Origin of the sequence: Ruegeria denitrificans (assembly GCF_001458295.1) — a bacterium.
GTDB lineage: Bacteria > Pseudomonadota > Alphaproteobacteria > Rhodobacterales > Rhodobacteraceae > Ruegeria > Ruegeria denitrificans.
In genome coordinates this window covers 23,153-49,286 of the sequence record NZ_CYUD01000002.1, presented here as the reverse complement: position 1 = coordinate 49,286, position 26,134 = coordinate 23,153, and the positions used below count along the sequence as shown (strand labels likewise).

The 26,134-nt window shown below is 57.8% G+C and carries 23 protein-coding genes; 12 read left to right on the top strand and 11 right to left on the bottom strand.

Annotated elements, in window-relative coordinates:
• Positions 1-39 precede the first annotated feature (39 nt).
• Positions 40-699, bottom strand: a complete 660-nt coding sequence (locus RUE5091_RS03035; RefSeq protein ID WP_058280431.1) for a DsbA family oxidoreductase — start codon at positions 697-699, stop codon at positions 40-42.
• The gene (locus tag RUE5091_RS03030) at positions 696-2,213 is read right to left on the bottom strand and encodes a class I adenylate-forming enzyme family protein (protein WP_058280430.1); all 1,518 of its coding nucleotides are present in this window, start codon (positions 2,211-2,213) and stop codon (positions 696-698) included. Before RUE5091_RS03030 ends, RUE5091_RS03035 begins: the two co-directional genes overlap by 4 nt.
• A gap of 65 nt (positions 2,214-2,278) precedes the next feature.
• Here RUE5091_RS03030 and RUE5091_RS03025 point away from each other — a divergent pair, with 65 nt between their 5' ends.
• Entirely contained in the window at positions 2,279-2,902 is a 624-nt protein-coding gene (locus RUE5091_RS03025; RefSeq protein WP_058280429.1) for a helix-turn-helix domain-containing protein, read from the top strand.
• On the opposite strand, the gene RUE5091_RS03020 is transcribed toward RUE5091_RS03025, so the two are convergent.
• Together RUE5091_RS03020 and RUE5091_RS03015 are read right to left on the bottom strand one after the other, a co-directional pair.
• Entirely contained in the window at positions 2,891-3,127 is a 237-nt protein-coding gene (locus RUE5091_RS03020; protein WP_058280428.1) for a hypothetical protein, read from the bottom strand. The two genes, RUE5091_RS03025 and RUE5091_RS03020, sit on opposite strands and share 12 nt — an antisense overlap.
• Before the next feature lie 538 nt (positions 3,128-3,665).
• The gene (locus RUE5091_RS03015) at positions 3,666-5,480 is read right to left on the bottom strand and encodes an extracellular solute-binding protein (protein WP_058280427.1); all 1,815 of its coding nucleotides are present in this window, start codon (positions 5,478-5,480) and stop codon (positions 3,666-3,668) included.
• A 292-nt stretch (positions 5,481-5,772) separates the two neighbouring features.
• Here RUE5091_RS03015 and RUE5091_RS03010 point away from each other — a divergent pair, with 292 nt between their 5' ends.
• Together RUE5091_RS03010 and RUE5091_RS03005 are read left to right on the top strand one after the other, a co-directional pair.
• Positions 5,773-6,546, top strand: coding sequence for a 3-hydroxybutyrate dehydrogenase (locus RUE5091_RS03010; RefSeq protein ID WP_058280426.1), 774 nt, complete (start codon positions 5,773-5,775; stop codon positions 6,544-6,546).
• A gap of 15 nt (positions 6,547-6,561) precedes the next feature.
• Positions 6,562-7,587, top strand: a complete 1,026-nt coding sequence (locus tag RUE5091_RS03005; protein WP_058280425.1) for a patatin-like phospholipase family protein — start codon at positions 6,562-6,564, stop codon at positions 7,585-7,587.
• Here the strand turns inward: RUE5091_RS03005 and RUE5091_RS03000 are convergent, their stop codons facing one another.
• The 4 genes from RUE5091_RS03000 to RUE5091_RS02985 all read right to left on the bottom strand — a co-directional run bounded on the left by RUE5091_RS03000 (position 7,588) and on the right by RUE5091_RS02985 (position 10,794).
• Entirely contained in the window at positions 7,588-8,265 is a 678-nt protein-coding gene (locus RUE5091_RS03000; RefSeq protein WP_058280424.1) for a DUF502 domain-containing protein, read from the bottom strand.
• Positions 8,266-8,329: 64 nt separating this feature from the next.
• Positions 8,330-9,241 carry a pseudouridine-5'-phosphate glycosidase gene (locus RUE5091_RS02995; protein WP_058280423.1) on the bottom strand — a complete coding sequence of 304 codons (912 nt, stop codon included), beginning with the start codon at positions 9,239-9,241 and terminating at the stop codon, positions 8,330-8,332.
• Positions 9,238-10,131 carry a PfkB family carbohydrate kinase gene (locus RUE5091_RS02990; protein ID WP_058280422.1) on the bottom strand — a complete coding sequence of 298 codons (894 nt, stop codon included), beginning with the start codon at positions 10,129-10,131 and terminating at the stop codon, positions 9,238-9,240. The genes RUE5091_RS02995 and RUE5091_RS02990 overlap by 4 nt, the downstream gene beginning before the upstream one ends.
• Positions 10,132-10,176: 45 nt before the next feature.
• The gene (locus RUE5091_RS02985) at positions 10,177-10,794 is read right to left on the bottom strand and encodes a thiamine phosphate synthase (RefSeq protein ID WP_058280421.1); all 618 of its coding nucleotides are present in this window, start codon (positions 10,792-10,794) and stop codon (positions 10,177-10,179) included.
• A 154-nt stretch (positions 10,795-10,948) separates the two neighbouring features.
• On the opposite strand from RUE5091_RS02985, the gene RUE5091_RS02980 reads away from it, so the two are divergent.
• The 3 genes from RUE5091_RS02980 (at position 10,949) to RUE5091_RS02970 (ending at position 14,375) form a co-directional block, all read left to right on the top strand.
• Positions 10,949-11,692 carry an RNA methyltransferase gene (locus tag RUE5091_RS02980; RefSeq protein ID WP_058280420.1) on the top strand — a complete coding sequence of 248 codons (744 nt, stop codon included), beginning with the start codon at positions 10,949-10,951 and terminating at the stop codon, positions 11,690-11,692.
• 62 nt (positions 11,693-11,754) lie between these two features.
• Positions 11,755-12,900: a heme A synthase gene (gene ctaA, locus RUE5091_RS02975; RefSeq protein ID WP_058280419.1), complete on the top strand. Its 1,146-nt coding sequence runs from the start codon at positions 11,755-11,757 to the stop codon at positions 12,898-12,900.
• 5 nt (positions 12,901-12,905) lie between these two features.
• Positions 12,906-14,375, top strand: coding sequence for a carboxypeptidase M32 (locus RUE5091_RS02970; RefSeq protein WP_058280418.1), 1,470 nt, complete (start codon positions 12,906-12,908; stop codon positions 14,373-14,375).
• 69 nt (positions 14,376-14,444) lie between these two features.
• On the opposite strand, the gene RUE5091_RS02965 is transcribed toward RUE5091_RS02970, so the two are convergent.
• The gene (locus RUE5091_RS02965) at positions 14,445-15,302 is read right to left on the bottom strand and encodes a DUF4396 domain-containing protein (RefSeq protein WP_058280417.1); all 858 of its coding nucleotides are present in this window, start codon (positions 15,300-15,302) and stop codon (positions 14,445-14,447) included.
• A 211-nt stretch (positions 15,303-15,513) separates the two neighbouring features.
• Complete coding sequence (gene gyrA / locus RUE5091_RS02960; RefSeq protein ID WP_058280416.1) at positions 15,514-18,213, bottom strand: DNA gyrase subunit A; 2,700 nt, start codon at positions 18,211-18,213, stop codon at positions 15,514-15,516.
• Between the two features lie 224 nt (positions 18,214-18,437).
• Between gyrA and RUE5091_RS02955 the strand changes: the two genes are divergently transcribed.
• A complete protein-coding gene (locus RUE5091_RS02955) occupies positions 18,438-18,707 on the top strand; it encodes an usg protein (protein ID WP_058280415.1) in 270 nt (89 codons plus the stop codon).
• Between the two features lie 104 nt (positions 18,708-18,811).
• On the top strand, positions 18,812-19,507 hold the full coding sequence (locus RUE5091_RS02950) for a lipid-binding SYLF domain-containing protein (RefSeq protein ID WP_058280414.1): 696 nt from the start codon (positions 18,812-18,814) through the stop codon (positions 19,505-19,507).
• Here RUE5091_RS02950 and RUE5091_RS02945 read toward each other — a convergent pair whose 3' ends face one another.
• Positions 19,508-20,461, bottom strand: coding sequence for a radical SAM protein (locus tag RUE5091_RS02945; protein WP_058280413.1), 954 nt, complete (start codon positions 20,459-20,461; stop codon positions 19,508-19,510).
• 163 nt (positions 20,462-20,624) lie between these two features.
• Between RUE5091_RS02945 and zwf the strand changes: the two genes are divergently transcribed.
• The 4 genes from zwf (at position 20,625) to RUE5091_RS02925 (ending at position 26,128) form a co-directional block, all read left to right on the top strand.
• Positions 20,625-22,079 carry a glucose-6-phosphate dehydrogenase gene (zwf, locus tag RUE5091_RS02940; RefSeq protein WP_058280412.1) on the top strand — a complete coding sequence of 485 codons (1,455 nt, stop codon included), beginning with the start codon at positions 20,625-20,627 and terminating at the stop codon, positions 22,077-22,079.
• Positions 22,076-22,747: a 6-phosphogluconolactonase gene (gene pgl, locus RUE5091_RS02935; RefSeq protein WP_058280411.1), complete on the top strand. Its 672-nt coding sequence runs from the start codon at positions 22,076-22,078 to the stop codon at positions 22,745-22,747. The genes zwf and pgl overlap by 4 nt, the downstream gene beginning before the upstream one ends.
• Before the next feature lie 5 nt (positions 22,748-22,752).
• Positions 22,753-24,363 carry a glucose-6-phosphate isomerase gene (gene pgi, locus RUE5091_RS02930; RefSeq protein ID WP_058280410.1) on the top strand — a complete coding sequence of 537 codons (1,611 nt, stop codon included), beginning with the start codon at positions 22,753-22,755 and terminating at the stop codon, positions 24,361-24,363.
• Positions 24,364-24,508: 145 nt separating this feature from the next.
• Positions 24,509-26,128: a long-chain-fatty-acid--CoA ligase gene (locus tag RUE5091_RS02925; protein ID WP_058280729.1), complete on the top strand. Its 1,620-nt coding sequence runs from the start codon at positions 24,509-24,511 to the stop codon at positions 26,126-26,128.
• The last annotated feature ends 6 nt before the right edge of the window (positions 26,129-26,134 follow it).

Below are 26,134 nucleotides of genomic sequence, written 5' to 3'. Positions count from 1 at the left end.
TCAGGCGGCGCTAGGGGGCAGGCTGCACAGGGACCTGTGCTATTTTGCAGGAGAAGCCTCAAGCTGAGACATGATCTCGCCGATCACTTTTTCCCACATTTCAGGGAGTTGCGCGCCCGGAACTGCGTGTTGATTGGCCACGATGAAGGTGGGAACAGAATTCACACCCATCTGACGCGAATGGGTGTCGCGGGTGCGAATATCCTCGCGGTCTGCGTCTGATTTCAGCAGTTTCGACACCACGGCGGCGTCCATACCGACACTGTCGGCGATATCGGCCAGGACTTCGTGGTTGCCGATATCGCGACCTTGTACGAAATAAGCGTCGAACAGAGCGTTTACGACCGCGTCCTGCTTGCCTTCGATCCCCGCCCAATGGATCAGGCGATGGGCGTCCAGCGTGTTTGGGGTGCGTTTCATCCCTTCGAAATCAATGCTCAGCCCGGCATTCTGGGCATGCTCAACCACAGGGGCATAGGCGCTTACGGCACCGTCCTTGCCGCCGAACTTGCGCTCCAGATATTCGCGGCGATCCATGCCTTCGTCCGGCATATCGGGGTTCAGCTGAAACGGATGCCACTCGATCACGAACGGGTGTTCAGGAATGGTGGCCAATGCTTTGTCCAGATGGGTTTTGCCGATGTAGCACCATGGGCAGATCGGGTCGGACATGATGTCGAGTTTGACGGTCTGGGTCATGGTGTATTCGCCTTGAAATAGGCCGGTAACGCCCGGCGCAGGAGTTTGCCGTTGCCGCCGGTTGGCAGCTCGGGCAGGTGAATGAACGCGCGTGGCTGTTTGTACCGCGCCAGATTTGCTTCCACATAGGTTCGCAGCGCGGCTTCGTCCAGTTTTTCCGGCCCGGTATAGAAAGCGGTTATGACGAATGTGTCTTGTTTGACTTCAACTGCTGCTGCACCCACTTGCGTGATACCGGGGTATTTGGTCAACGCAGCCTCAACTTCGACCGGGGACACGCGATAGCCGCCCGCGTTCATCATGTCGTCGTCGCGACCCAGATAGGTGATCTGCCCGTCCACAGCCATGGCCCCCTGATCGCCAGTCAGAAACCAGTTACCCTGCATACGGGCCTCGGCCTCGTTCGGTGCGTTCAGATAGGTCAGCATCAGGCCGGGGTCTGAACGGTGGATGGCGATGGTGCCCTCTTGGCCATGCGAGACAGGCCCGTCCGGCCCCATGATTGCCACGCGGCGACCCGGTTGGGGTTGACCCAGCGCCTCACCCCGCGCCGGATGGGTGGGGCTGGATGAAATGAAGGTGGAACATTCGGACATACCGAAGGCTTCGTACATTTCAGTCCCGGTCAATTCGTTCCATTGGGCGTGCAGATGCCGTGACAGCTTTTCACCTGCGCACAAGCCATGGCGCAAGTCCTGCAGGTGCAGATCATCGGCAGATTTGAGCAGTTTCCGAAACACGCCGGGCGCTGCGGCAAAGATCGTTGCCCGATGTTGGCGTAACAGGGCCGGCAGGGCGTCCAGGTCGGTGCCCGCTTCTGGGATCAACGCAGTCGCGCCGATGGCCCAGGGGTCCATCAGCCCGGTGCCCAGCGTATAAGTCCAGTTGAACGCCCCGGCATGACACAGGCGGTCCGTTTTCCTAAGTCCATACCAACCATCCACCATCATCTGACGTGCCCAAATGGCGCGATGGGCGTGGGCGACGGCGCGCGGTTTGCCGGAGGTCCCAGAGGTATAAACGATATAGGCCAGCCGATCCGGGTCACCAAACTGGAATTCAGCGGGGTGCAGGGCGCGCATCCCGGCCAGATCGTCCAGAGAAATTTGCCCCGGATGTTCGGCGCAGGCGACGTCAGGATCCCGCAGAATGGCTGCGGGTTTCAGTTCGGCGAGCATCCGTTCGGTTTCGGGTTCGGTCAGTTGTGACGAGGTAGGCACCGGCACAATTCCCGCAGCTATGGCCCCGAGATAGGCAATGGGAAAATCGACCGTATTCCCCAGTCGCATCAGCGCAATGTCACCCGGTTTTAACCCGGCCTTCTGCAACCCCGCAGCGGTACCCAGAACGGCCGATTTCAATGCGCCGTATGTCCAATCCAGTGCTCCGTCACTGCGCAGAACCGACAAGGCGACTTTATCCTGCTGGTCGTCCGAATGACGCAGCACATGCGCGGCCAGATTGAAGGGGGCAGGGCAGGCCGGAGGCGGCCCGTGATCAAAAACAGAAAGCATGACAACTGGCTATCGTGGTGCTTGGCGCGTTGCAAGCGGGGCAGGCTGGCCCTATAGAGTTGCGCATGAGCACCAATGAACAGCCATCCCTGATCCGTATTGCCCGCGACTCGGGCGAGCAAGCCGATCCTGAACCGCTTGATCTGGGCGCGCGCGTGCGTCAGCTACGCAAAGCGCGGAACTGGACTCTGGAACAGGCGGCGTCTCAGGCGGGGCTGGCGCGCTCGACCCTCAGCAAGATCGAGAACGGGCAGATGTCGCCCACTTACGATGCGCTCAAGAAGCTGGCGACCGGGTTAGAGATTTCAGTGCCACAGCTGTTCACCCCTCCGCAGCGTGATCAGGTGATTGGCCGTATGGCTGTCACGCGCATGGGTGAAGGGGCCGAACATCCAACGGGGACCTACGAGCACGAGTTGCTGGCGGAAAACCTGACAAAAAAACAGATGCTGCCCTATCGCGCCCGTGTTCGCGCGCGTTCAATGGACGAATTTGATGGCTGGGTGCGCCATGATGGCGAAGAATTCCTGTATGTGCTGACCGGGGTTGTGAAGCTGTACACCGAATTCTACGAACCTGTCGAAATGCGCCGTGGCGACAGCGCATATTACGACGCCAGTATGGGTCACAACGTGATTTCCGTCAGTGACGAAGATGCGACGATCCTGTGGGTAACGTCACTTACTTAAGGAGCGGCTGAACTCGCGGTTCAGTCCTTCGGTAAACAGAAAATCCTCAAGTTCTTCGTGGGCTTCATTTACGGTCAGGTGGTGGCGTTCGGCCAAATACGCTTCGAACCTTTTTCGATCCTTACTAAGCCGCACCTTGTCCTGATCGCGCAGATTCGGAAAACGCCGTTTGGCGCGGGAATACATAGCGTCCCAGTCTTGCAGCAGGTCAGTCCAGTTCAACATCAGTCAGCTTCCGTAGTTCGGGTTTCACGGCTGCTCGGCCCTTGCAACAGGGTACGGAGCAGGCCAGAGTCGGAGCGCATGACAAAATGTCGCACCCTAGTGAGGCTTACGTTGGGTCAAAAAGGCCCGTCGCGCACGATACGCAACGGGCCTACGGACCTGAGGTTGGAGTGAGTGGAGGCCGGTCCGTAAAATCCAAGTATGACGTGCCGCATGCCAAGCTATCTAGCGAAATAATCAGAACTAATCAGGTCAAACAGCACGTTTAAATGCCAACAGGTTATATCGTCTGGGCCTTGTCAGTAAAGTCCCTTGTAGGTGTTTCTTTAGCTTAAGCTGGAAATTGGGTTTATTGCAAATTGTGGCGAAATCACATTTTTTGGATACCAAATATTGTGTTGTTTGATCCATGTGCCGAAATCCGCCGAACTGGGCGGCGAATTGCTGGGGCATTCCTTGGGAAATAAACCTGTAGATGCAAGAGATCATCGCATTGACGAACTTGCAGCGGACCAGGCAGGCAACGGGCTTTATTTAGTCACTCTTCGTACCACCAGACCTGCGGCATATACTCGGGTCCGTCGCCATAAATTGGCAAGCTCTGCGGTTGCTTCAGTTCTTTTGCGTGGGCAACGCGCCCGACGTCGAAATTCCAGATCGGAATGACATAGCGACCGGCAGTCAATACCCGGTCAAGTGCTCGGGTGGCGGAGACGAAATCTTCGTGGCTTTCCGAGGCCAGCATGGCGTCAATCAACCCGTCCACGGCAGGTGAGGCGACGCCCATCAGGTTGCGCGTACCCTGCGTGTCGGCGTTTTGGCTGCCCCAATACAAACGCTGTTCGTTGCCCGGTGACAGAGAGAGCGCGCGGCGGAAGAACGTGAGGTCGAAATCCAACTCGGCATTGCGGCCGGCAAACTGAGCACTGTCGACTTGTTCGACATTGATCTTGATGCCCAGGCGCTCAAGCGCGCGGGTATAGATTTCCATGGCCGTCTGACCTTCGCTATCGCCCTGTTGCAGCAGAACGGTAATGGCGAAGTCCTGGCCGTTCTGATTGCGCAATACGCCGTCCTGAATGGTCCAGCCAGCCTCGGTCAGCAGCTTGTTGGCCCTGCGGATATTGGCGCGATTGCGTGCGGTACCGTCACCGACGGGCAGGGCATACCCTTCAAGCGCACCGGGTGGCAAATCGTTGGTGTAAGGTTGCAGCAGTTCAGCGACCCGACCAGTGGCAGGGCCGGGTTGCATACCCAGATCAGAGCCCGAGAAATATGAGGTGATCCGGGGTTGAGCACCACCCGTGATCGTGTCGTTGATAAACTCGAAATTGAAAGCCAGCAGCATCGCTTCGCGGACGCGCCAGTCATCAAATGGGGCTTTGCGGGTATTCATGACAAACCCGGTCATGCCCGAGGGTTTGCCGTGCGGGATCTCGGTCTTGATTACGTCGCCACGCTGGACGGCCGGGAAATTGTACTGAGTATTCCATTTATCGGCGTTGAATTCGCGGACCGCGGTCAATTCACCCGCCTTGAACGCTTCGAACAGGACTGTGCCATCGCCATAGAATTCGATCCGAATGTCATCCAGGTTCATGGTGCCGCGCCGGAACGGAATGTCAGCGCCCCAATAATCCGGATTGCGACGTAAATTCACATAGCGTCCCGCCTCATAACTATCGACGAAGTAGGGGCCCGACCCGATGGGAATGTAGTGCAACGGAGCGTTGGCGAAATCCTTCCCCTCCCACTGCGCTTTTTGCAGGATCGGACGCAATCCTGCGATCAGCGCCAATTCCCGGTCCGGTTCGTTAAAAGTGACGCGGACTGTGCGTGGGGCTGTCTGTTCAATACCGTCGATCTTGTCCCACAACCCGCGATAGCGCAGGTGTCCTTCGGTGCCCAGAGTCTCATATGACCAGATCACATCGTCCACGGTGACCGGGTTGCCATCCGAAAATCTGGCGTTTTCGCGCAGCGTAAATTCGACCCAGGACCGGTCTGGCGCAGTCTCAACTGATTCGGCTAACAACCCGTAAAGAGTGAAAGGTTCGTCCCAGGACCGGCCCATTAGGCTTTCGTGGGTCCAAAATCGCAATTGCCAGGGTGACGTGCCTTTTTGCACAAACGGGTTCAAACTGTTATAGCCGCCGGTATTTCCGAAAACGACTTTTCCGCCTTTGGGAGCCTCGGGATTGGCATAGGGCAGAGACACAAAATCCGGTGGTAAGGCAGGGTCGCCGTACATAGCTATGCCATGCGCCGATTCTGCATGAGCAATCGCGGCAGCAAAAACAGAGGTGATTCCCGCGATCACATGGCGAACGGGGCGTAGATAATCAGGGCGCATTTTGGAAACAATCCTGCTCAGGCCTTATTTTGTTGGGATTCACCGTACCGATGATTTTTCTTATTTTCAAACTTTTAGCTTGGATGGATGCAAGGAATTGCTTATAAAGGTTGCACTGCTCGATAGGTTTCTTGCCTGTATGAAACCTGCCTCAATAACTTAACGCCCGCTTCGTGCGGGCGTTTTTTTTGGCAAAATTCACCCCGGATACAGAACCTAAATGTTTCCCCGTTTTCTTTGCACGTGCAGCATGGCACTGTGCGGTCAAAGCGGATGTTGACGGAGAAATCTCATGAGCGTGGCAGGAAAAACAGCGATTATTACAGGGTCAAATTCGGGGATTGGTTTGGGTGTCGCCCGCGAACTGGCGAAGGCCGGGGCGAACGTGGTTCTAAACTCGTTCACCGACCGGGATGAAGATCACGCGCTGGCCGCCGAGATTTCGCAGGAGACCGGAACCAACGCGCGCTACATCAAGGCAGACATGTCCAAGGGGGATGAATGCCGCGCTTTGATCGAAAAGGCAGGGGCCTGCGACATCCTCGTGAACAACGCTGGCATTCAACACGTCTCACCGATTGATCAGTTCCCGGTCGACAAATGGGATGCGATCATCGCGATCAACATGAACTCGGCCTATCACACCATGGCCGCAGCTTTGCCGATGATGCGCAATGCCGGGTGGGGCCGGATCGTGAATATTGCCTCTGCGCACGGACTGACAGCGTCGCCCTACAAGGCAGCCTATGTCGCCGCCAAACATGGTGTGGTCGGGATGACCAAAACTGTAGCGCTGGAAACTGCACAGGAACCGATCACCTGCAACGCGATTTGCCCGGGTTACGTGTTGACGCCATTGGTCGAGGCGCAGATCCCCGACACGATGAAGGAATACGGTATGAGCCGCGAGGACGTGATCAAGAACGTAATGTTGGAACGTCAACCTTCGAAAGAGTTCGCAACGGTTGAGCAGCTAGGCGGGACCACGGTTTTCCTGTGTTCGGATGCTGCTGCGCAGATTACCGGGACGGCGATCTCAGTGGATGGGGGCTGGACAGCTCTTTGAGTTAGGAGTGGGGTCATGAAACGGATCAATTTGGCCCTACAGGGCGGCGGCGCACATGGCGCCTTTACCTGGGGTGTTCTGGACCGGCTGCTGGACGAAGATGATATCGAGGTTGCCGCGATCACCGGAACTTCGGCCGGGGCGCTGAATGGGGCGGCGTTCAAATCCGGAATGGTACGCAATGGGCGTGACGGCGCGCGGGCCAGTTTGGATGGGCTGTGGTCGCGTATGGGCGCCGTAGGTGACATGCGCCTTGCCAATTGGATGCAGGCAATCGAGCCTGCACAGATCGCGCATGCCATGGAATATTCTCTGCCGTTTTCTGTGGGGGATGCCTGGTCGCGGCTGGTGTCGCCCTATGCTTACGGCCCGTTCTATCGCAACCCGCTCGAGTCGGTGGTGGACCGCTTTAATTTCGACGAAATATGCGCCGATGAAGGCCCGCGCCTGTTTGTCTGTGCCACCTGTGTACGCAGCGGTAAGATACGGGTCTTTACCGGGGATGAGGTTTCGACGGATGCGATATTGGCTTCGGCCTGCCTGCCGAACCTGTTTCAGGCGGTCGAGATTTTCGACCCCAAATCCGGCAGGACCGAAGCCTATTGGGATGGCGGCTATACCGGAAACCCGGCCCTGTACCCTTTGTTCGAAACCGATTTGCCGGACGACGTGGTGATTGTGAACATCAACCCGCTTGAGCGGGACGAGGTGCCGAAAACGCCGCAGCAAATCCAGAATCGGATTAACGAAATCAGCTTTAATTCATCCCTTTTCCGTGAACTACGCGCGATCAATTTCGTACAGCGTTTGTTGGCCGAGGGAAAATTGAAACCGGGTGAGATGAACCGGGTACTGGTCCACATGATTGCCGATGATGCACTGATGAACGATCTGTCCGTGGCGACAAAGACGGTGCCGAATCCGGTGGTCTTGCACAAGTTGAAAGAGGCTGGCCGCGCGGCAACTCATAGGTTCCTGTCAGACAACAAAGATGATCTGGGCCAGCAAAGTACGGTCAGCTTGCCCGAGATGTTCGGCTGATTATTCAGGCGGTTGTGTCGGGTCTTTATCGTTGGGGTAAACCAGCCCTGCCGAAATCACCAGCTTGGCCGCATCCTCAATGGACATGTCCAACAGAATGACGTCTTCTTCGGGGAAGAACAGCAGAAAGCCCGAGGTCGGGTTCGGGGTTGTGGGGACGAAGACGCTCAGCAATGCGCCACTCGTTTCCGCCCGTTCACTGACCTCACCGCGCGCGGTGGTCGACACAAAGCCGATGGCCCATATGCCACGGCGGGGATACTGGATAAGGCAGGCTTTCTCGAAAGAGCGTTCGGTCTGGGCAAAAACCGTCTCAGAGATCTGTTTGATGCCGGAATAGACCGAGCGGATGACGGGCATCCGCTCGACCACGCTTTCGGCGAAAGAAATTAAGGATCGACCAAGAATACCCTTGGCGATCCAACCCACCAAAACGGTAAACGCCAGAAAGATGATGACACCAACACCGCGCGGGTTGATGCCCACATATTGCTGAGGCTGGAACTGTTGCGGGATCAGCGGCAGAACGGCGCTGTCGATCCAGCCAACGACCGACCAGATCAGCCAGATCGTCAGCCAGACAGGCGCAATAACAACAATGCCCGTCAGAAAAGACGCGCGCAGCCGGGATAACAGGCCCGGTCTACGGTGGGGTTCTTCGTCAAACGGTGTGTTCATTGCGATCCTGAGTGGTTTGCCGAATTAGTTAAGCAGTCCGGCGTCTTGGTACAATAGGCTAATCCTAGTTGGAATTGCTCAGCGCAATCGCGACACCTGCAGCAAGACGGGCATTGTTGCGGACCAGCGCAATGTTTGCGGTCAGCGAGCGGCCCTCGGTTTGTTCGTAAATCCGCTGCAGCAAGTATGGTGTGACCCCTTTGCCCGTGATACGATGCGTTTCCGCATCGGCATGGGCCGAGGCGATAATGGGGGCCAGTTTCTCGGCCGGGATTTGATCGGCGGTCGGGATCGGGTTGGCGACCAGCTGCCCTCCGGGCAGGCCAAGCGCCCGTCGGGTGGCGTGGGCCTTGGCGATGTCTTCGGCGTTGTCCATGCGCAAGGGCGCGGCATAGGGGGACTTGGCCGACCAGAAGGCAGGGAACTCGTCTTGCCCATGCGCGATGACCGGAACGCCAAGCGTTTCAAGCACTTCAAGCGTTTTGGCAAGATCCAGGATGGCCTTCGCGCCGGCGGCAACAACGGTAACGGGCGTCTGCGCCAATTCGTGTAGATCGGCTGAGATGTCAAATGATGTCTCGGCCCCCTGATGCACACCACCGATGCCACCGGTTGCAAAGACCTCGATCCCGGCATAGCGCGCTGCAATCATCGTGGCGGCCACTGTCGTAGCCCCAGTGTCGCCGGTCGACATGCAGGCCGCCATATCCGCGCGTGAAATTTTGGCGACGCCCTGAGCCTGCCCCAAGGCTTTCAACTGGTCGTCTTCCAGGCCCACATGCAGTTTGCCTTTGATCACAGCCATGGTTGCCGGGACCGCGCCAGCGTCACGGACGTCCTGCTGAACCTGTGCCGCCACCTCGATGTTCTGAGGGTAGGGCATGCCATGCGTGATGATGGTGCTTTCCAGCGCGACGATGGGCTGGCCCGCATCTTTGGCGGCGCGAACCTCGGCGGAATATTGGATGTCGATCACAGTGGGGTTTCTCCGGAAACATAGGTTGCAGCGGCGTGCAGAGCGCGGCTCAGGGCTTCGTCACTGGACGCACCGTTGGCCTCGGACGCGATATGCGCCGCCATAAATGTGTCACCCGCGCCGGTCACACGGGTGACCAGAACGGACGGGGGTGTTTGGGTCAGGATTTTGTCAGCGCTGCCGACGGTGGCCGAGTTGCCGCCATCGGTGACCAGCACCCGCACCGCGCCGCGATCCAGCAAGCCTTTGGCGGCGCTTTCGGAATCCTTGAATTCGCGCTGGCACAGGATGCCAGCCTCTTCGAGGTTCACATAAAGCGTGGCACGGGCGTGTTTTAGGAAAGGCAGCAGACGCTCAGCCTTACCGGGCGAAGCTGGGGCTACACGCAGGTCAGCCCGCGCAAAAGCGGGGCTTTGGGCGATTTCTTCCAAAAGGGTTAGCGTCAGGTTGCCATCCAGCGCGATCGGGCCCTGGAACGGAGTGTTCTCGTACCCCAGCGGCCCGTGCATCAAGGGGCGCAGGATTTTGGCCCCGGCTGCCTCAAGCGAATGCGCGTCGGCAATTGCCGCAATCAGGCCATTGGCCCCTTCGACGGCCATGTACCTGTCCGTCGGCAAATCCTGCGAGCGGTAGATGTGGTCCGTGACCATGCCTAGCCGTGAACAGGCGTTGACCAGCTCATCCCCTTCGGGGTCGCGGCCAATAGCTGTCAAAAGGGTCGGAGTCATGCCGAACCGCACCAACGTCATGGCGATATTCATGGCCACACCGCCGGGCAGGCGGGTGATCCGCCCCGGCACGTCCGAACCCTGCCGCATGGCACTGGCGGAACGCCCGATAATGTCCCACAGGACCGAGCCGATACACAGGATTTCGCTGTTCTGAGTCATGTCCGTGTCATGCCGTAGGCCCGACGTGGGTGCAAGAGTTAAGGCTCACATCGCGTCGGTGAGGGCTTTCAACGCGGCAAGCGGGTCGTCCTGTGACCAGATCTCATCCCCGATGCCGAAAAAATCGGTGCAGGGGGCTAGGTCACGGACCAGCTCGGGGGTCAGGCCACCTTCGGCGACAACCGGAACCTCGATAGTCTCGGACCACCATTGGAGCAGATCCTTTTCAGCCGTGGTGCCATCACCCAGGGTTGACGCGCCCAACGGGCCAAAGGCGACATAATCCACGCCAGCCTCGCCAGCCGACATACCATCATGGCTGGATGCACCGCAAAAGCTGCCAACGATGGCGTCTGCCCCCAATTCCTTTCGTGCGAACCGGACCGAGCGCGCGGCGTCGTCCAGATGTACCCCGTCCAGCCCCAACCGTTGCGCCAGCAGAACATGATTCAAGATCACCAACGCCACGTCGCGCGCATGGGCCACTTCGCGGCAGGCATCGGCGGCGCGGGCGATGGCATCTTCGTCATTGCCAGCCAGTGCCAGTCGGATGCAGGCGATCTCGGCACCGTCCAGAACGCGGCCAAGTTGGTCGGGAAAGGTGCTTAACGAGATGGTCGGCGGGGTGATCAGGTAAATCTGCGGCTGCTCGGGGGTGTCCATTGGCGCGTCCTTCGCTTTCAGTCTTTGGCGCGGTTTAGCGGATTGTGCCGGGGAAGCAAACTTTTATGCCGGTTTAAGGCGCAATTGACCAATCGGACGCCTTGCCCTGCGCCAGCGCGCCGATTACAGCAGGCCAAGTTTTCCGGAGACAACCATGCCCAGCGATACATCCCAGCCCTCTTTTGTGCTCGTGCGCCCTCAGATGGGTGAAAACATCGGCGCCGCCGCGCGGGCGATGTGGAATTTCGGGTTGGACCGGATGCGGATCGTAGCGCCCCGCGATGGCTGGCCGAACCCAAAAGCGGTGGCAATGTCCAGCGGGGCCGGGCGATTGCTGGACGAAGCGCAGCTGTTCGACGATTTGGCCGGAGCGCTGGCCGACAGCACCTTTGTCTTCGCTACAACCGCACGGCAACGGGGCCTGACTAAGCCGGTCTACAGCCCTGAACGCGCGATGCAGATCGCGGCCGAAAAGGTTGCGGCTGGTGAAAAGGTTTCTGTCCTGTTCGGACCTGAGCGCGCGGGACTTGAGAATGAAGATATCGCCAAGGCCAACGCCATCATCTCGGTTCCGGTGAACCCGGAATATGCCTCTCTGAACCTTGGCCAATGCGTGTTGCTCACTGCCTATGAGTGGATGCGTCAGAGCGGTGATGTGGTGCATGAAGCCACCGATCTGGGCAAGGGTGACTGGGCCACGGGGATCGAGGTCGAGAAACTGGTCGAACATTACGAGGATCGACTGGATGAGGCGGGCTTCTTCTACCCGCCGGAAAAGGCCGAAGGCATGAAGACCAATCTGCGCAATCTGTGGTCCCGTATGCGGATGACCCGGTCCGATGTGCAGATGTTGCACGGGATCATGCGTCAGATGGTCCGTTGGAAGGATAAAGGCTGAGGCTGGACCTTAGCCCCCCTTCACCCTAGCTTGCGACGAAATCCAAGGCACAAGAGGACAGCATGAGCGGTAAGCGCAGCATCTTCGAAGACGTCTCAGACACCGAAAAACAACAGTCTGTTCAACCGGGTATGATTGACCGGGGAAAGGGCGGCGCACGCGGGGCCATCCGCGTCTGGCTGATGATCCTGTTCGCGCTGGTGGTTGTTATGATAGCGGTGGGCGGCCTGACGCGCCTGACCGATAGCGGGTTGTCGATCACCGAATGGCGTCCGATCACCGGGGCCATCCCACCGATGACCGAGGCCGATTGGCAGGCCGAGTTCGACAAGTACAAACAGATCGACCAATGGGAAATCCAGAACCAGTGGATGGAGTTGGATGACTTCAAATCCATCTACTGGTGGGAATGGGGCCACCGTCAACTGGGGCGTGTGATCGGCTTGGTTTGGGCGCTTGGGTTCTTTGGTTTCCTTCTGGCGGGGAAGATTCCGACTGGATGGACCGGTAAGCTGCTGATCCCCGGCCTTCTGGGCGGTGTGCAGGGCGCGGTCGGCTGGTGGATGGTCGCCTCGGGCGTAACCCAGGGCGAGGGAATGACGGCCGTTGCCAGCTATCGTCTGGCGATCCATCTGGGTTTGGCCTTTGTGATCCTCGGGTTCCTTGCGTGGTATATCTTTGAACTGGGCCGCGAGGAGCGTGACCTAATGCAGGCTCGCCGCGCGAAAGAGGGTAGGCTGTTCTCTCTCTCGACCGGACTGATGCATTTCGCCTTTTTGCAAATACTCATCGGCGCGCTTGTGGCCGGGATTGACGCCGGGCGGTCTTATACCGATTGGCCCTTGATCGGCGGGCAGTTATTGCCACCCGACGCGACAATGCTTGAACCAATGTGGCGCAATTTCTTTGAAAGCCCCGGTTTGGTTCAGTTCATCCACCGCTGTGCGGGCTATCTGCTGCTTATCTTCGGCTTCATTGTCTGGCGGCGCGGCAGCACCAGCGCGCATCCGCAAACGCGGTATGCCTTCAACGCAGCCTTTGCAGCGCTGTCGCTGCAAGTGGTGGTCGGGGTTATGACAGTCATCTACGCAGCCCCTTGGCAGATTGCCATCTTCCACCAGCTCATGGCCGTCGTCGTCTGGACCCTGATCCTGCGTGCACGTTTCCTGACTGCTTATCCAATCGCCACCTCGATCCGCGGAGCCTGAACCCGATGAATGCCTATGATGACTTGATGGCCTTTCAACGCGAAACCTCGGCCCTTGGGCAGATCGCAGGGCGACTGGGCTGGGATCAGGAAACGGTCATGCCGCGCGGCGCGGCACCGCAACGCGCCGAGGAAATGGCTGCGATCGAAGCGGTTCTGCACGCCCGCCGATCTGACCCGCGCGTGGCTGAGTGGTTGGAGCAGGCCGACCCGCAGGACGACGTGGCCCGCGCCCAGTTGCGCGATATCCGCCGAACTTATGAGCGGACGGTCAAGGTGCCCGCTGATCTGGCCAAGGCCATCGCACGCGTGGCCTCGACCGCGCAAGGAACGTGGGCGCAGGCCCGAGCGGATGAAGACGTCGCAGCCTTTCTGCCTGTTCTCAAAGAAGTTGTTGCTCTTAAGCGTGAAGAAGGCGCGGCATTGGCGCAGGGTGGCGATGTCTATGACGCTATGGTCGAGGATTATGAACCCTACACCACCGGCTCGCAGATCGCCAAGATTTTTGACCAGATGCGCCCGCGTCTGGTGGCTTTGCGGGCGGCTGTGCTGGATAAACCAGCGCCTCAGGCTCTGACCTGTAAATTCGATGAACTGGTTCAGATGCAACTGTCGCAGAAACTGGCCACCACCTTCGGTTATGACCTGAATACAGGGCGCGTGGACAAGGCGGTGCATCCGTTTAGCTCGGGCAGTGGTCTGGATGTGCGCATCACCACCCGCACCAGCGAGACCGATCCGTTCAACTGTTTTTACTCAACCATACACGAGGTTGGCCACGCCGCCTATGAACAGGGCATTGACCAGGCCTATGTGCTGACACCACTGGGGCAGGGGGTGTCGATGGGGGTGCATGAAAGCCAAAGCCGCATCTATGAGAACCAACTTGGTCGATCCCGTGCCTTTACAGGTTGGCTGTTCGAACAGATGGTTGAAGCCTTTGGCGATTTCGGTGTCGCGGATGCCGACACGTTTTACGCCACAGTCAACGGTGTGCACAAAGGTTACATCCGGACCGAGGCAGACGAGGTACAATACAACCTGCACATCATGCTGCGCTTTGATCTTGAACGCGCCCTGATGGCCGGAGACCTTCAGGTCAACGATCTGGAGGCCGCGTGGAACGATCGCTTCAAGGCAGATTTCGGTTATGCGGTCGACAAGCCCTCGAACGGGTGTTTGCAGGATGTCCATTGGTCGGTCGGACTGTTCGGGTACTTCCCGACCTATTCACTGGGCAATGTCTATGCCGGGTGTCTCTATCAGGCGTTGTGTGCTGCTGTGCCTGATCTGGATGCGCAATTAACCAAGGGCGACGCTTCGGGCGCAACTGGTTGGTTGCGGGACAACCTTCAGTGCTATGGCGGGCTTTATGCCCCGCGCGAAACTATTCAAGGTGCCAGTGGCATGGAACCGGGACCGGAGCCGTTGCTTAGCTATCTCGAACAAAAATTCGGAGCGCTTTATAGCCTGTAGCCTTAAAAGCCGCACACCGTGCGGTTTTTTTGATTCAGGCCTCAGTTTGGCCTCCGTAGCTTCTCGCGCTCAGAACGTGATCGGCACGAATCGGGCAGTCATCCAAAGTGACGCAATCAGCAGCGCATAGGTGCCGAATACCCAGACCGCCGCCTGTGTGGCTGAAAGTGCCTGCATCTCCATCTTGCCGTTATCGCTCATTTTCCGGTCATTCTGGTGCATTGAGCCCATCGAAACTTCAGGGGATCCATGCCCTAGCGCTGGTGCGGGGCCATCCGCCTCGGGTAGAGTCATACAGCCATGTTTCAGGTGATGTACGACTAGCCACCAGTTCATGGGATATGCGATAACAGCGCCTGCAATTGTGGCCAAGCTCATCCTGAACCAGAAGTCAGGTGTCAAAGGGTCTTCAGAGCCGGGCCAAAGTGCTGCCAGAACAACCATGGTAGGGATCATCCCGGTCATCACGAAGTTCATCGACACCGTTTCCGCGAATATCGTTTTGCGAACCGCTTGTGTGTAATTGCCGAACATGGGCAACATCATCAAAGCCTGAAAGATGAAGAGGCCGGAGAAAAAGCCGAAACCGTATTCGACAAGGATGTCCCAGCCATTGGGTAGCGCAAAAAAGTGCAGGAGGATGGCTGCTACGATGATACCTGTTGCGTCTCCGGCGACGCAGTGCATTTCGCTGTTGATCCCCTGTTTCCACGTGGCTTTTGTGAATTGATCATGCGCCCCGGGAAACGGGCGCCGACAGGCCAGAAGGTAAAAGAACAATCCAACTGGCCCGGTATACAGCGTTACGAGTATCCATGCCGCGCGTTGCACCCAGCTGGTGACACCATTCGAAATAGAATCCCAAGTGACAAACAGAACACTGAGGCCCGTTAGCAGGAACCAGACAAGCATTGCACCTTCAAGCATCCGCGACCTTTTTCGTTGCCGGTTTTCAGAATGGTTCCCAGGTTAGCATGACTTGCCACCATTTTGATGCAGTTTGGTTTTTTGACTTTGGTAAATGTGTATGCAGCAACGCCATTTTTGGGTGCAGTACGAGAAGCAAGTATTCGCACGAGCCACAAAAAAAGCCCGCAGCGACGCGCGCTGCGGGCCATAATTCGTTGGTGAGGCACATTTATTCTGTATCTGACTCGTCTTCGGCCTGATCTGCGATCCAGGCGACACTGACGACCACTTCGCCTTTGCCGGTGTTGAACACCTTGACGCCGCCCGCGCTGCGGGACCGGAACGAGATGCCGTCGACAGGCACCCTGATCGACTGACCCTTGGACGTCGCCAGCATGATCTGGTCGTCCATCTCAACCGGGAACGAGGCCACCAATTCGCCGCCGCGCATCGCCTTGTCCATGGCCGCAACGCCCATGCCGCCGCGTCCGCGGACCGGGTAGTCGTGACTTGAACTCAGCTTGCCCGAACCGCCTGCTGTGATGGTCAGGATCAGGTTTTCGGCGGCCGACATTTCGGCATAGCGTTCCTGGCTGATGGTCGCCAATGCGTTGCCTTCTTCGTCGCCAGTTTCGGCTTCGTCGGTCAGACCAGCCACCGCGCGGCGCATTTTAAGATAGGCAGAGCGTTCGTCCGACGTGGCCTCAAAATGGCGGATCACCGACATGGATACCACACGGTCACTATTGTTCAGCCTGATGCCACGTACACCGGTCGATTTGCGGCCTTTGAAGACCCGTACATCGGTGGTCTGGAAGCGGATTGCACGGCCCGAGTTGGTGACCAGCATCACGTCATCTTCTTCGGAACAGATGCGCGCGTTCACCAGTTCCACGCCCTCGGGCAAATCCATTGCGATCTTGCCATTTCGCTTGACGTTGGTGAAATCGCTCAGCGCATTGCGGCGCACGTCTCCGGCGCTGGTGGCGAAGACGATCTGCAGGTTTTCCCACTCTTCATCGGGCACGTCCACGGGCATGATCGCCGCGATGGAAACGCCGGTCGGGATCGGCAGGATATTGACGATGGCCTTGCCTTTGCCGGTCCGGCCGGACTGCGGCAAGCGCCAGGTCTTGAGCTTGTAGACCATCCCGTCGGTGGTGAAGAACAACAGCTGCGTATGCGTGTTCGCCACAAAGAGGTTGGTGACCACGTCCTCCTCTTTGGTCTGCATACCGGACAAACCCTTGCCGCCGCGTTTCTGCGCACGGAAATCGGCCAGTGGGGTACGTTTGATGTAACCGCCCGACGTGACCGTCACGACCATATCTTCGCGCTCAATCAGGTCTTCGTCTTCCATATCGCCGGACCAGTCGACGATCTCGGTGCGACGGGGAACCGCGAACTGTTCGCGCACGCTGCGCAGCTCGTCTCCGATGATCGACATAATGCGTTCGCGCGAGGACAGAATATCCAGGTATTCCTTAATCTTACCTGCCAGTTCTTCCAGCTCGTCCGTGACCTCTTTGACGCCGATTTGGGTCAGTCGCTGCAGACGCAGGTCGAGGATGGCGCGAGCCTGAACCTCGGTCAGGTTATAGGTGCCGTCGTCGTTCATCTTGGACAGAGGATCGTCGATCAGGCGCAGATAGCTTTCGATCTCAGCCGCAGGCCAGCGGCGGGTCATCAGCTTTTCACGCGCTTGCGCCGCGTCGGCGGATGACCGGATGGTGGCAACCACTTCGTCCACGTTAGAAACGGCCACGGCCAGACCACACAGGATATGGCTGCGTTCGCGTGCCTTGCGCAGGTCATAGGCTGTACGACGTGCAACGACATCCTCACGGAAGTCGATGAACGAGGTCAGGAAACGGCGCAGGGTCAACTGCTCGGGCCGGCCACCGTTCAGCGCCAGCATGTTGCAGCCAAAGGAGGTTTGCATCGGCGAGAAGCGGAATAACTGATTCAGAACCACCTCGGGCGTCGCATCGCGTTTTAGTTCGACGACGACACGGACACCGTTACGATCGGATTCATCCTGTACGTGCGACACGCCTTCGATGCGCTTTTCACGCACGGCCTCGGCGATCTTTTCGATCATCGCTGCCTTGTTCACCTGATAGGGAATCTCATCCACGACGATTGCGTAACGGTCCTTTCGGATCTCCTCGACACGGGTCTTGGAACGGATGATGACGCTGCCGCGCCCCTCAAGATAGGCTTTGCGCGCACCCGAACGGCCCAGCATCACGCCGCCGGTCGGAAAGTCCGGACCGGGGACATATTCGATCAGTTGCTCAGATGTCAGGTCCGGGTCGTCGATCAGGGCCAGGGTTGCGTCGACCACTTCACCCAGATTGTGCGGCGGAATGTTCGTAGCCATACCCACAGCGATACCACCGGCACCGTTGACCAGCATGTTCGGAAAACGGGCGGGCAGAACGGTCGGCTCGCGATCCTTGCCATCATAGTTGTCCTGGAAATCGACTGTCTCTTTTTCGATGTCAGCCAGCAAGGACGCGGCAGGTTTGTCCATGCGCACTTCGGTGTAGCGCATGGCTGCAGGGTTATCTCCGTCCATCGAACCAAAGTTGCCCTGACCATCCAGTAGCGGCAGCGACATCGAGAAATCCTGTGCCATCCGCACCAGCGCGTCATAAATCGCGCTGTCGCCATGCGGGTGGTACTTACCCATCACATCGCCAACCGGACGCGCCGATTTGCGATAGGATTTATCATGCGTGTTCCCGGTTTCATGCATTGCATACAGGATGCGGCGATGCACCGGCTTCAGCCCGTCGCGCAGATCGGGGATCGCGCGGCTGACAATGACCGACATCGCATAATCCAGATAGGACGTGCGCATTTCGGATTCGATGGACACCGTCGGGCCGTCGTAAACGGGGCGCTCGGGCGGGGTTTCATCCATGTTTTCAGGAATATCTGGCGTATCGCTCACGTAAACTGCCCGTGTATTGTGCTGGGTCTATATCTTGTGGATGTACCTTATCAGACCCGGAACATAAGGTGCAAGCAAGCATCGTTTTTGCACGCAAAAAACCCCCGTAACACCTGAGTAACATATTGTTAACTAAGGGTTAGGGAGTTTTCGTGTTACCCTGAAGAGACCTTGCAACAAAATTGGAGGTCTGCATGGAGCAAAGCGAAACCGAACTAATGCTCAAGGGGTACGGGCTGACAACGGCAGAGTTCTTCTACCGCATGCCCGATTACATCCACGTTCTGAACACGTTCATCTGGCAGGATTACGACCTGGCGCCGGATCATCCGAAATTGTTCGATTTCATCGACTTCTGGCAGCGCGAGATTGACGGTCCGCTGCATTCGGTCCGGTTTACGCATCGCAAGATGATCGCGCCCGGTGAATGGCGCAACATGGTGGGTGAATTCAGGGTCAATTGAATATCCGGCCTGTTTTTTGGTCAGTAACGATTGAGACGCGTTAAATTTATTGGTGCTTGGGTTATGGTGTCGACCAATTCATTGGTCACATACGGAATCGCTTTATGTCCCGAGCTTTGCTTTTCGCCGCTGCGCTGTTTATCAGCGGACCATCTGTCGCCGAAGGCGTCTTTGACAAAATCAAGAAAGGTGCTGCAACCACAGCCGACGCTGTCGGGCGCGGGGCTGAAACCGTGGGCAATACCATCGAAAAGGGTGCAAACGCGGTTGAAGGGACTATCAACTCGACCACTGATCTGGTGACGAACGAGGCTACCCCCGAAGAGACGCGCGCCAAGCTGGACATTATGGCCAGTGAGGTCCTTACCCAGTTGCTGGCGGAAAACCCCGACGCGAAGGCTCTGTATGACGTGAGTGCGGGCTACGCGGTGTTCGATTCACGCAAGGTTACGGTGTTTCCGGTCTCGGCCGGGTATGGACGCGGGGTGGCCGTTTCAATGGATACCGGCCAGCACACTTATATGAACATGGGGACTGGCGGAGTGGGTGCCGCCGTGGGTATCGGCGGGTTTGAAACAAAGTTCGTGATTATGTTCGAAACCCCCGTCGACCTGCAGAAATTCATTGAACAGGGTTACGATGCTACGGCGGAGACCGGCGCCATGTATGGCGACGAGCGCAGCGGGGAAACCGTGCGGTTCACTAATGGCCGGTCCTTTTTCGTACTGGGCAAGAAAGGCTGGCGTGTCTCGGCTGGGGCGTCCGGCACAAAATTCTGGGAATCGCCTGAACTGAACTGATCAGCCTGAACAACTGGCCCCGCCCAGAACACAGAATTTGGCGCAATGGGGATGGTTGAGGTGTACGTCCACTTCAGCCTCGGCCAGGGTGTGGCCCATTTCGAATTCCGGTTCATAGGGTAACAAGGTGCAGGCCAGAACCGCCGGACGATCAGCGCCTTTGCGCTTTACCACCATGCGGGCGCTGGCGCACATCACCGCGTCGGGTGACTTGTCCAGAATGCCCCAGCAGGCGGTGGTGATTTCAGGCACTTCGACGGTTTCATCCATTTCGGGGAACAGAACCGTCTGACCGGGGTTCTGGGCGTCAATGTCAAAGCCGTGCTGCTTGAAAAATGCGGCATAGCCAGCGCGACTTTCGGCGTCGTTGTCGCCCCAGACGGTGCGACCGGCAATAGCCATGTTAAAGCTGTGGTCACGCAGCCACTCCATCCCCATCAGGGTCTTGGCGAAACTGCCTTTGCCGCGTTCTTCGTCGTGCAGATCAGGTCGATAGTGATCGACCGAGATTCGCAGGGTCAGCTTGTCGCCATAGTCGCGTTGCAATTCAAGCAGGCCTTCGCGCATCTTACGGCGCATCATCGGTAGCATGGCGTTGGTAAGAATCAGTACCTCATAACCACGTTCGAGCGCGGCGCGGGTCATGTCGATCATTTCAGGATTCATGAACGGTTCGCCACCGGTGAATCCAATTTCGCGAACCGGCCAGTTGCGAGCCTCGATCTGATCCAGATAGTCCCGAACTTCGTCAGCGGTAATATAGACCAGCGCATCATTGGTCGGGCTGCTTGCGATATAGCAGTTTACACACTCGATATTGCACAGGGTGCCAGTGTTGAACCACAGCGTTTCCGGGTTGCTAAGTGCAACCGAGGCCCGTGTTTGCCCGTCAGCTGTTACCGATGTGTTTTGAAACTTGCCGATATTGGCGGCCTGAGCGGCGTTGTCTTTCATTCCGGTATCCGGTTCTTTGAAGTCATGCTGCTGACTTAGCCTCTCGGACCGGCTTAGTTAAGGGTGTCACGGGTGACCTGACGGAGTTTTGATGATGGGAAAAAATGTTATTTTGTTTGCGCTAACATTGGACATGCCCGCAGGGGTAAGGTAGGGGAAACGCATGGTTTCTCGTGTCATCCCCGTCGACCCGTTCGATCTGGTCATATTTGGCAGTACTGGCGATCTTGCACAGCGCAAGATCCTGCCAGCCCTGTTCCGACGCTATTGCGCCGGGCAATGGCCCGAGGACGTTCAGATCATCGGTGCTGCTCGCTCGGACTTGGATAGTGATGCGTTCCGCGACTTGGTCGCGCAATCTTTACGCACACACGCCCCTGCGCAGTTTCGAGACAGCAGTGCGCTGAACGCGTTCCTGCAACGGGTCGATTATGTCGCGCTTGATGCGCTTTCGGACGAAGGCTGGGGCAATCTTGCGGCAAAACTCACCATTGATCGGGTGCGGGCCTTCTATTTCTCGGTCGGGCCGCGCCTGTTCGGACCGCTGGCTGAACGGATCAAAGCTAATGATCTAGCCACGGCCCAGACGCGGATCGTTGTCGAAAAGCCCTTTGGTCATGATCTGGGCAGTGCGCAAACTTTGAATGCCACGCTGGCGGCCCATTTCTCGGAAGGGCAGATTTATCGGATCGACCATTACCTGGGTAAAGAAACCGTTCAGAACCTGATGGCCGTTCGCTTTGGCAATATGCTGTTCGAGCCATTGTGGAACAGCCAATATGTGGATCACATCCAGATCACGGTTGCCGAATCCGTCGGTATCGACGGGCGTGAAGAGTATTATGAGCGCGCTGGCGCGATGCGTGATATGGTGCAGAACCACCTGATGCAGCTGCTCTGCCTGATCGCGATGGAGCCACCAGCCAAGTTCGATCCCGACGCGGTGCGGGACGAAAAGCTCAAGGTGATCCGCGCGCTGGACCCGGTCAAGCCTCACCACATCGTGCGCGGCCAATTCGAAGGCGGTCCAAATGGGCTGAGCTATCGCGATACCGTGGGTAACCCACGCTCGACCACGGAAAGTTATGTGGCCTTGCGGGCGCATGTCAGCAATTGGCGATGGGCAGGTACTCCGTTCTATCTGCGCACAGGCAAACGGTTGGTGGCACGATCGTCGGTGATCAATGTGATGTTTAAGGACGCACCGCATTCGATCTTTGGCGCAGATGCCGGGCGGCATGCCAATGTTCTGTCGATCCGCTTGCAGCCAAACGAAGGCATCACACTGAAAGTGACGATTAAGGAGCCGGGGCAGGGCGGGATGCGTCTGGTAGATGTGCCGCTGGACATGAGCTTTGCCGAGGCATTGGGGCCGGAAAACCAGAACCCGCCGGATGCTTACGAACGGCTGGTGATGGACGTGATCCGTGGCAATCAGACCCTGTTTATGCGCGGGGATGAGGTCGAAGCCGCCTGGGCCTGGACCGATCCGATCATCGCGGGTTGGCAGGCGCGTGGTGACGTACCCAAACCTTATGAAAGCGGCAGCACCGGCCCGGGCGACGCCGAGCTGCTGATGAAACGAGACGGTCGCCGCTGGCAAGGGATAAACCCATGAATATACAGGAATACGCCGACCGGGATATGCTGGCGATCGACGTTGCAAACGTTCTGGCAGGGGAACTGGAATCTGCCTTGCTGCATCACGATATCGCCTCGTTGGTCGTTCCCGGAGGCACCACGCCGGGTCCGATGTTTGACGTTTTGTGCGCGGCGGATCTGGAATGGGATCGGGTGCGGGTTTTGCCAACCGATGAACGCTGTGTGCCGGGTGATCATGAACGTTCGAATGAACGCCTGATCCGCGAGCGGTTACTGACCAATCGGGCCGCTGTGGCGCAATATTTTCCTCTGTACGTTCCGGGAAAGGACCCCGAGGATGTATTGCCCGAAATCGAAAGCCTGATCACCCCGATCCGGCCCTTGTCGGTGCTGGTGTTGGGAATGGGGGAAGACATGCATACTGCATCCCTTTTCCCCGGTATGGACGGGCTTGAGGCCGCCTTGGACAGTCACGCGCGCCCTCTGGCTGTGGCGCGAACCGAAGTTCAGCCCGAAGCCCGCATTACATTGACCGCGCCCGTTCTGGATGGGGCTTTGTCGAAACACCTGATCATTTTCGGAAGCGCGAAACGGGATGCGCTGGAACGGGCCATGTCCCTGCCACCAGAAGAAGCCCCCATCGCAGCGGTACTAAGCGGTATGACCGTACACTGGGCGGAGTAGACGCTATGAAACTTGAGACGCTCAGCGCACTGGCGGCGGACCGAGAAGAGCAATCCATACTGGGGTTGTTCCAGAACGATGCGAACCGGGCGCAAGGGTTTTCGGCCTCAACCGGTGATCTGCTTTTTGACTACTCGAAAACCCTCGTTGATGCGAATGTCCGCGACGCTTTGATCGCGCTATGCGATGCGGCTGCTCTGGCCGAACGGCGCGACGCCATGTTTTCGGGTGCCAAGATCAACGTAACCGAAGGGCGCGCGGTATTGCACACCGCGTTGCGGAATCTGGATGGCGGCCCGGTCGAGGTCGATGGGCTAGATGTAATGCCCGATGTACTGGACACGCTGCAACGGATGCGCGTTTTTTCCGAAGAGGTGCGCGGCGGTGCGATTTCCGGGGCAGGGGGCAACTTTACCGACGTGGTGAATATTGGAATCGGCGGCTCGGACCTCGGGCCCGTGATGGCAACGCATGCGTTGGCCCCGTATCACGACGGTCCGAACCTGCACTATGTATCGAACGTGGATGGCGCGCATATTGCGGATACTTTACGTCTGCTTGATCCGACGCGGACGCTTGTCATCGTGGCTTCGAAGACCTTTACCACGATTGAGACAATGACCAACGCCCGCACCGCACGCGCGTGGATGTTGGAGGGTGGCGGCGATCCGGGAAAGCAGTTTGCCGCCGTATCTAGTGCGGTGGACAAGACCGAAACCTTCGGTATCCCCAAAGAGCGTGTGTTTGGTTTCGCCGACTGGGTCGGCGGGCGGTACTCGGTCTGGGGGCCGGTAGGTTTACCTGTGATGATCGCGGTCGGATCGAATGCTTTTGACGCATTTCTGCGCGGCGGACAGGCGATGGACGCCCATTTCCGCGCTGCGGACTGGGCCGAGAATATGCCGGTCATGTTGGCCTTGGTTGGCGTCTGGCACCGTCAGGTTTTGGGATATGCCAGCCGTGCTGTTCTGCCCTATGAACAGCGGTTGGTGCGTCTTCCCGCCTATTTTCAACAGCTTGAGATGGAATCGAACGGCAAGTCCGTAGCGATGGACGGCAGCTCCTTGACCGTGCCCGCTGGCCCGGTTGTTTGGGGTGAGCCGGGTACCAATGGCCAGCACGCCTTTTATCAGCTGATCCATCAGGGCACGGACGTGATCCCTTGTGAATTCATGGTGGGCGTCGAAGGGCATGAGCCCGAACTTACCCACCATCATCGTCTTTTACTGGCCAATTGTCTGGCCCAGTCCGAGGCGCTGATGCGCGGCCGGTCGCTAGACGAAGCGCGGCAGCGTATGGCCGATCAAGGGCTGGTCGGTGATGAACTGGAACGGCAAGCCCGACATCGCGTGTTCCCGGGCAACCGCCCTTCTACGACCCTGATCTATCCACAACTTACACCCTTTGTGCTGGGCCAGATCATCGCATTGTACGAACACCGGGTATTTGTCGAAGGGGTCCTATTGGGGATCAATTCGTTCGACCAATGGGGGGTAGAGCTTGGCAAAGAGCTGGCCACCTCGCTGGGTCCAATTGTGGATGGTGAGGAAGGCGCCGATGGTAAGGATGGCTCGACCGCTTCATTGGTCGCCTACGCCTTACGTCACCGGGAATGACAGTCTGGTTTTAAGACCTGTCGCCACGGCAGGCTGCATTCTTTTATTGTCAGACAATTAAATGCTTGGCAGGCTCACCCAAGGAAAAGCCAAACCGCCCGATGCGTTTGCGGGCAAAATTGGCACCGCCATAGGGAGGACGCCCATGCTGGGACAGATGATGACGCAGCCTTTGCTGATTTCGTCGCTGATTGATCATGCCGACCGTTTTCATGGTCAGACCGAGATTTATTCGGTTGAAACAGATGGCGCTGTGACCCAGAGTAGCTGGTCGCAAGTGGCAGAAAACGCACGGAAACTTGCCTCAGCGCTTTCAAAGTTAGGGCTGGAGTCACAGGCGCGGATTGGCACGCTGGCCTGGAATAACCGGCGGCATCTCGAAATCTACTATGCGACTTCGGGTGCCGGGTTTGTCTGCCACACAGTGAACCCGCGTCTGTTTCCCGAACAGCTGACCTATATTATCAACCATGCGCAGGACCGGGCTCTGTTCTTTGACGCGACCTTTATCCCCCTGGTCGCGGCTCTGCACGAGCATTTGCCCGATGTAGAACATTTCGTCCTGATGGGCCCAAGAAACGACGATGCCATCGCGCAGATACCTAACGTGCAATTTTACGATGACCTGATCGAAACCGGCGCGGCTGATTTTGAATGGCCCAGCTTAGACGAAAACACTGCATCCGGCCTGTGTTATACATCCGGTACGACCGGGAACCCTAAAGGAGTGTTGTATTCGCATCGTTCGACCGTGCTCCACAGTTTCGGATCGAACACGCGCGACGTTATCGGATTTTCAGCGATGGATGTGGTGATGCCGGTGGTTCCGATGTTCCACGTAAATGCCTGGGGGTCACCATATGCCTGTGCAATGTCTGGGTCGTGTATGGTGCTGCCGGGGCCGGGCTTGCATGGTGAAGCGCTGGTGAATCTGATCGACACCTATGGTGTTACTCTGGCCATGGGCGTGCCGACAATCTGGCAGGGGTTGCTGGCCTCTGCAGAGCAATCGGGAAGCAAACTGGCCAGCCTGCAGCGGACTGTGATTGGCGGGGCTGCGTGTCCGCCTTCGATGATCGAAACCTTCCGCGAGAGCTATGGCGTTGATACCGTCCACGCCTGGGGGATGAGCGAGATGAGCCCGTTGGGAACTGCCAACCAGCCGCTTGCAAAACACCACAAGTTACCATTGGAAGATCAGCACAAGCTGAGGGAAAGTCAGGGGCGGCCTTGCTATGGGGTCGATCTGAAAATCGTCGATGACGACGGCAATGACCTGCCGCATGACGGTGAGACGCAGGGCGATCTGCTGGTGCGTGGCCCATGGGTTCTGGACAGCTATTTTCAGATGCAGAGTGAGGATTTGCTGCAGGATGGGTGGTTTGCCACCGGTGATGTCGCAACGCTGGACCCCGACGGCTATATGACCATCCGCGACCGATCCAAGGACATAATAAAATCCGGGGGCGAATGGATCAGTTCGGTTGAGCTAGAAAACATCGCTGTAGCTCATCCCAAACTGGCGACGGCCGCAGTGGTGGGGGTGCCGCATCCTAAGTGGGGCGAACGCCCACTTTTAGTGGCTGTCAGGGCCGAAGGGGAAGACCCCACCAAAGATGAGATTTTGGCATTTTATGACGATAAAATCGCCAAATGGCAGGTGCCCGACAAAGTAGTGTTTGTCGACGCCTTGCCGCTGAACGCCACGGGCAAGGTGCTGAAACGGAACCTGCGCGCAGATTTTGCGGACGCCTTGGCTGGCTGATTTTCA

Coding starts and splice junctions, on each gene's coding strand:
- pgi (WP_058280410.1), top strand. CDS start 22,753: ATGAAACTTGAGACGCTCAGCGCACTGGCGGCGGACCGAGAAGAGCAA.
- RUE5091_RS03015 (WP_058280427.1), bottom strand. CDS start 5,480: ATGCGCCCTGATTATCTACGCCCCGTTCGCCATGTGATCGCGGGAATC.
- RUE5091_RS03020 (WP_058280428.1), bottom strand. CDS start 3,127: ATGTTGAACTGGACTGACCTGCTGCAAGACTGGGACGCTATGTATTCC.
- RUE5091_RS02925 (WP_058280729.1), top strand. CDS start 24,509: ATGCTGGGACAGATGATGACGCAGCCTTTGCTGATTTCGTCGCTGATT.
- RUE5091_RS03000 (WP_058280424.1), bottom strand. CDS start 8,265: ATGAACACACCGTTTGACGAAGAACCCCACCGTAGACCGGGCCTGTTA.
- RUE5091_RS03035 (WP_058280431.1), bottom strand. CDS start 699: ATGACCCAGACCGTCAAACTCGACATCATGTCCGACCCGATCTGCCCA.
- RUE5091_RS02955 (WP_058280415.1), top strand. CDS start 18,438: ATGGAGCAAAGCGAAACCGAACTAATGCTCAAGGGGTACGGGCTGACA.
- RUE5091_RS03005 (WP_058280425.1), top strand. CDS start 6,562: ATGAAACGGATCAATTTGGCCCTACAGGGCGGCGGCGCACATGGCGCC.
- RUE5091_RS02980 (WP_058280420.1), top strand. CDS start 10,949: ATGCCCAGCGATACATCCCAGCCCTCTTTTGTGCTCGTGCGCCCTCAG.
- RUE5091_RS02950 (WP_058280414.1), top strand. CDS start 18,812: ATGTCCCGAGCTTTGCTTTTCGCCGCTGCGCTGTTTATCAGCGGACCA.
- RUE5091_RS02965 (WP_058280417.1), bottom strand. CDS start 15,302: ATGCTTGAAGGTGCAATGCTTGTCTGGTTCCTGCTAACGGGCCTCAGT.
- RUE5091_RS03010 (WP_058280426.1), top strand. CDS start 5,773: ATGAGCGTGGCAGGAAAAACAGCGATTATTACAGGGTCAAATTCGGGG.
- zwf (WP_058280412.1), top strand. CDS start 20,625: ATGGTTTCTCGTGTCATCCCCGTCGACCCGTTCGATCTGGTCATATTT.
- RUE5091_RS03025 (WP_058280429.1), top strand. CDS start 2,279: ATGAGCACCAATGAACAGCCATCCCTGATCCGTATTGCCCGCGACTCG.
- RUE5091_RS02970 (WP_058280418.1), top strand. CDS start 12,906: ATGAATGCCTATGATGACTTGATGGCCTTTCAACGCGAAACCTCGGCC.
- RUE5091_RS02985 (WP_058280421.1), bottom strand. CDS start 10,794: ATGGACACCCCCGAGCAGCCGCAGATTTACCTGATCACCCCGCCGACC.
- gyrA (WP_058280416.1), bottom strand. CDS start 18,213: ATGGATGAAACCCCGCCCGAGCGCCCCGTTTACGACGGCCCGACGGTG.
- RUE5091_RS03030 (WP_058280430.1), bottom strand. CDS start 2,213: ATGCTTTCTGTTTTTGATCACGGGCCGCCTCCGGCCTGCCCTGCCCCC.
- RUE5091_RS02990 (WP_058280422.1), bottom strand. CDS start 10,131: ATGACTCAGAACAGCGAAATCCTGTGTATCGGCTCGGTCCTGTGGGAC.
- pgl (WP_058280411.1), top strand. CDS start 22,076: ATGAATATACAGGAATACGCCGACCGGGATATGCTGGCGATCGACGTT.
- RUE5091_RS02945 (WP_058280413.1), bottom strand. CDS start 20,461: ATGAAAGACAACGCCGCTCAGGCCGCCAATATCGGCAAGTTTCAAAAC.
- ctaA (WP_058280419.1), top strand. CDS start 11,755: ATGAGCGGTAAGCGCAGCATCTTCGAAGACGTCTCAGACACCGAAAAA.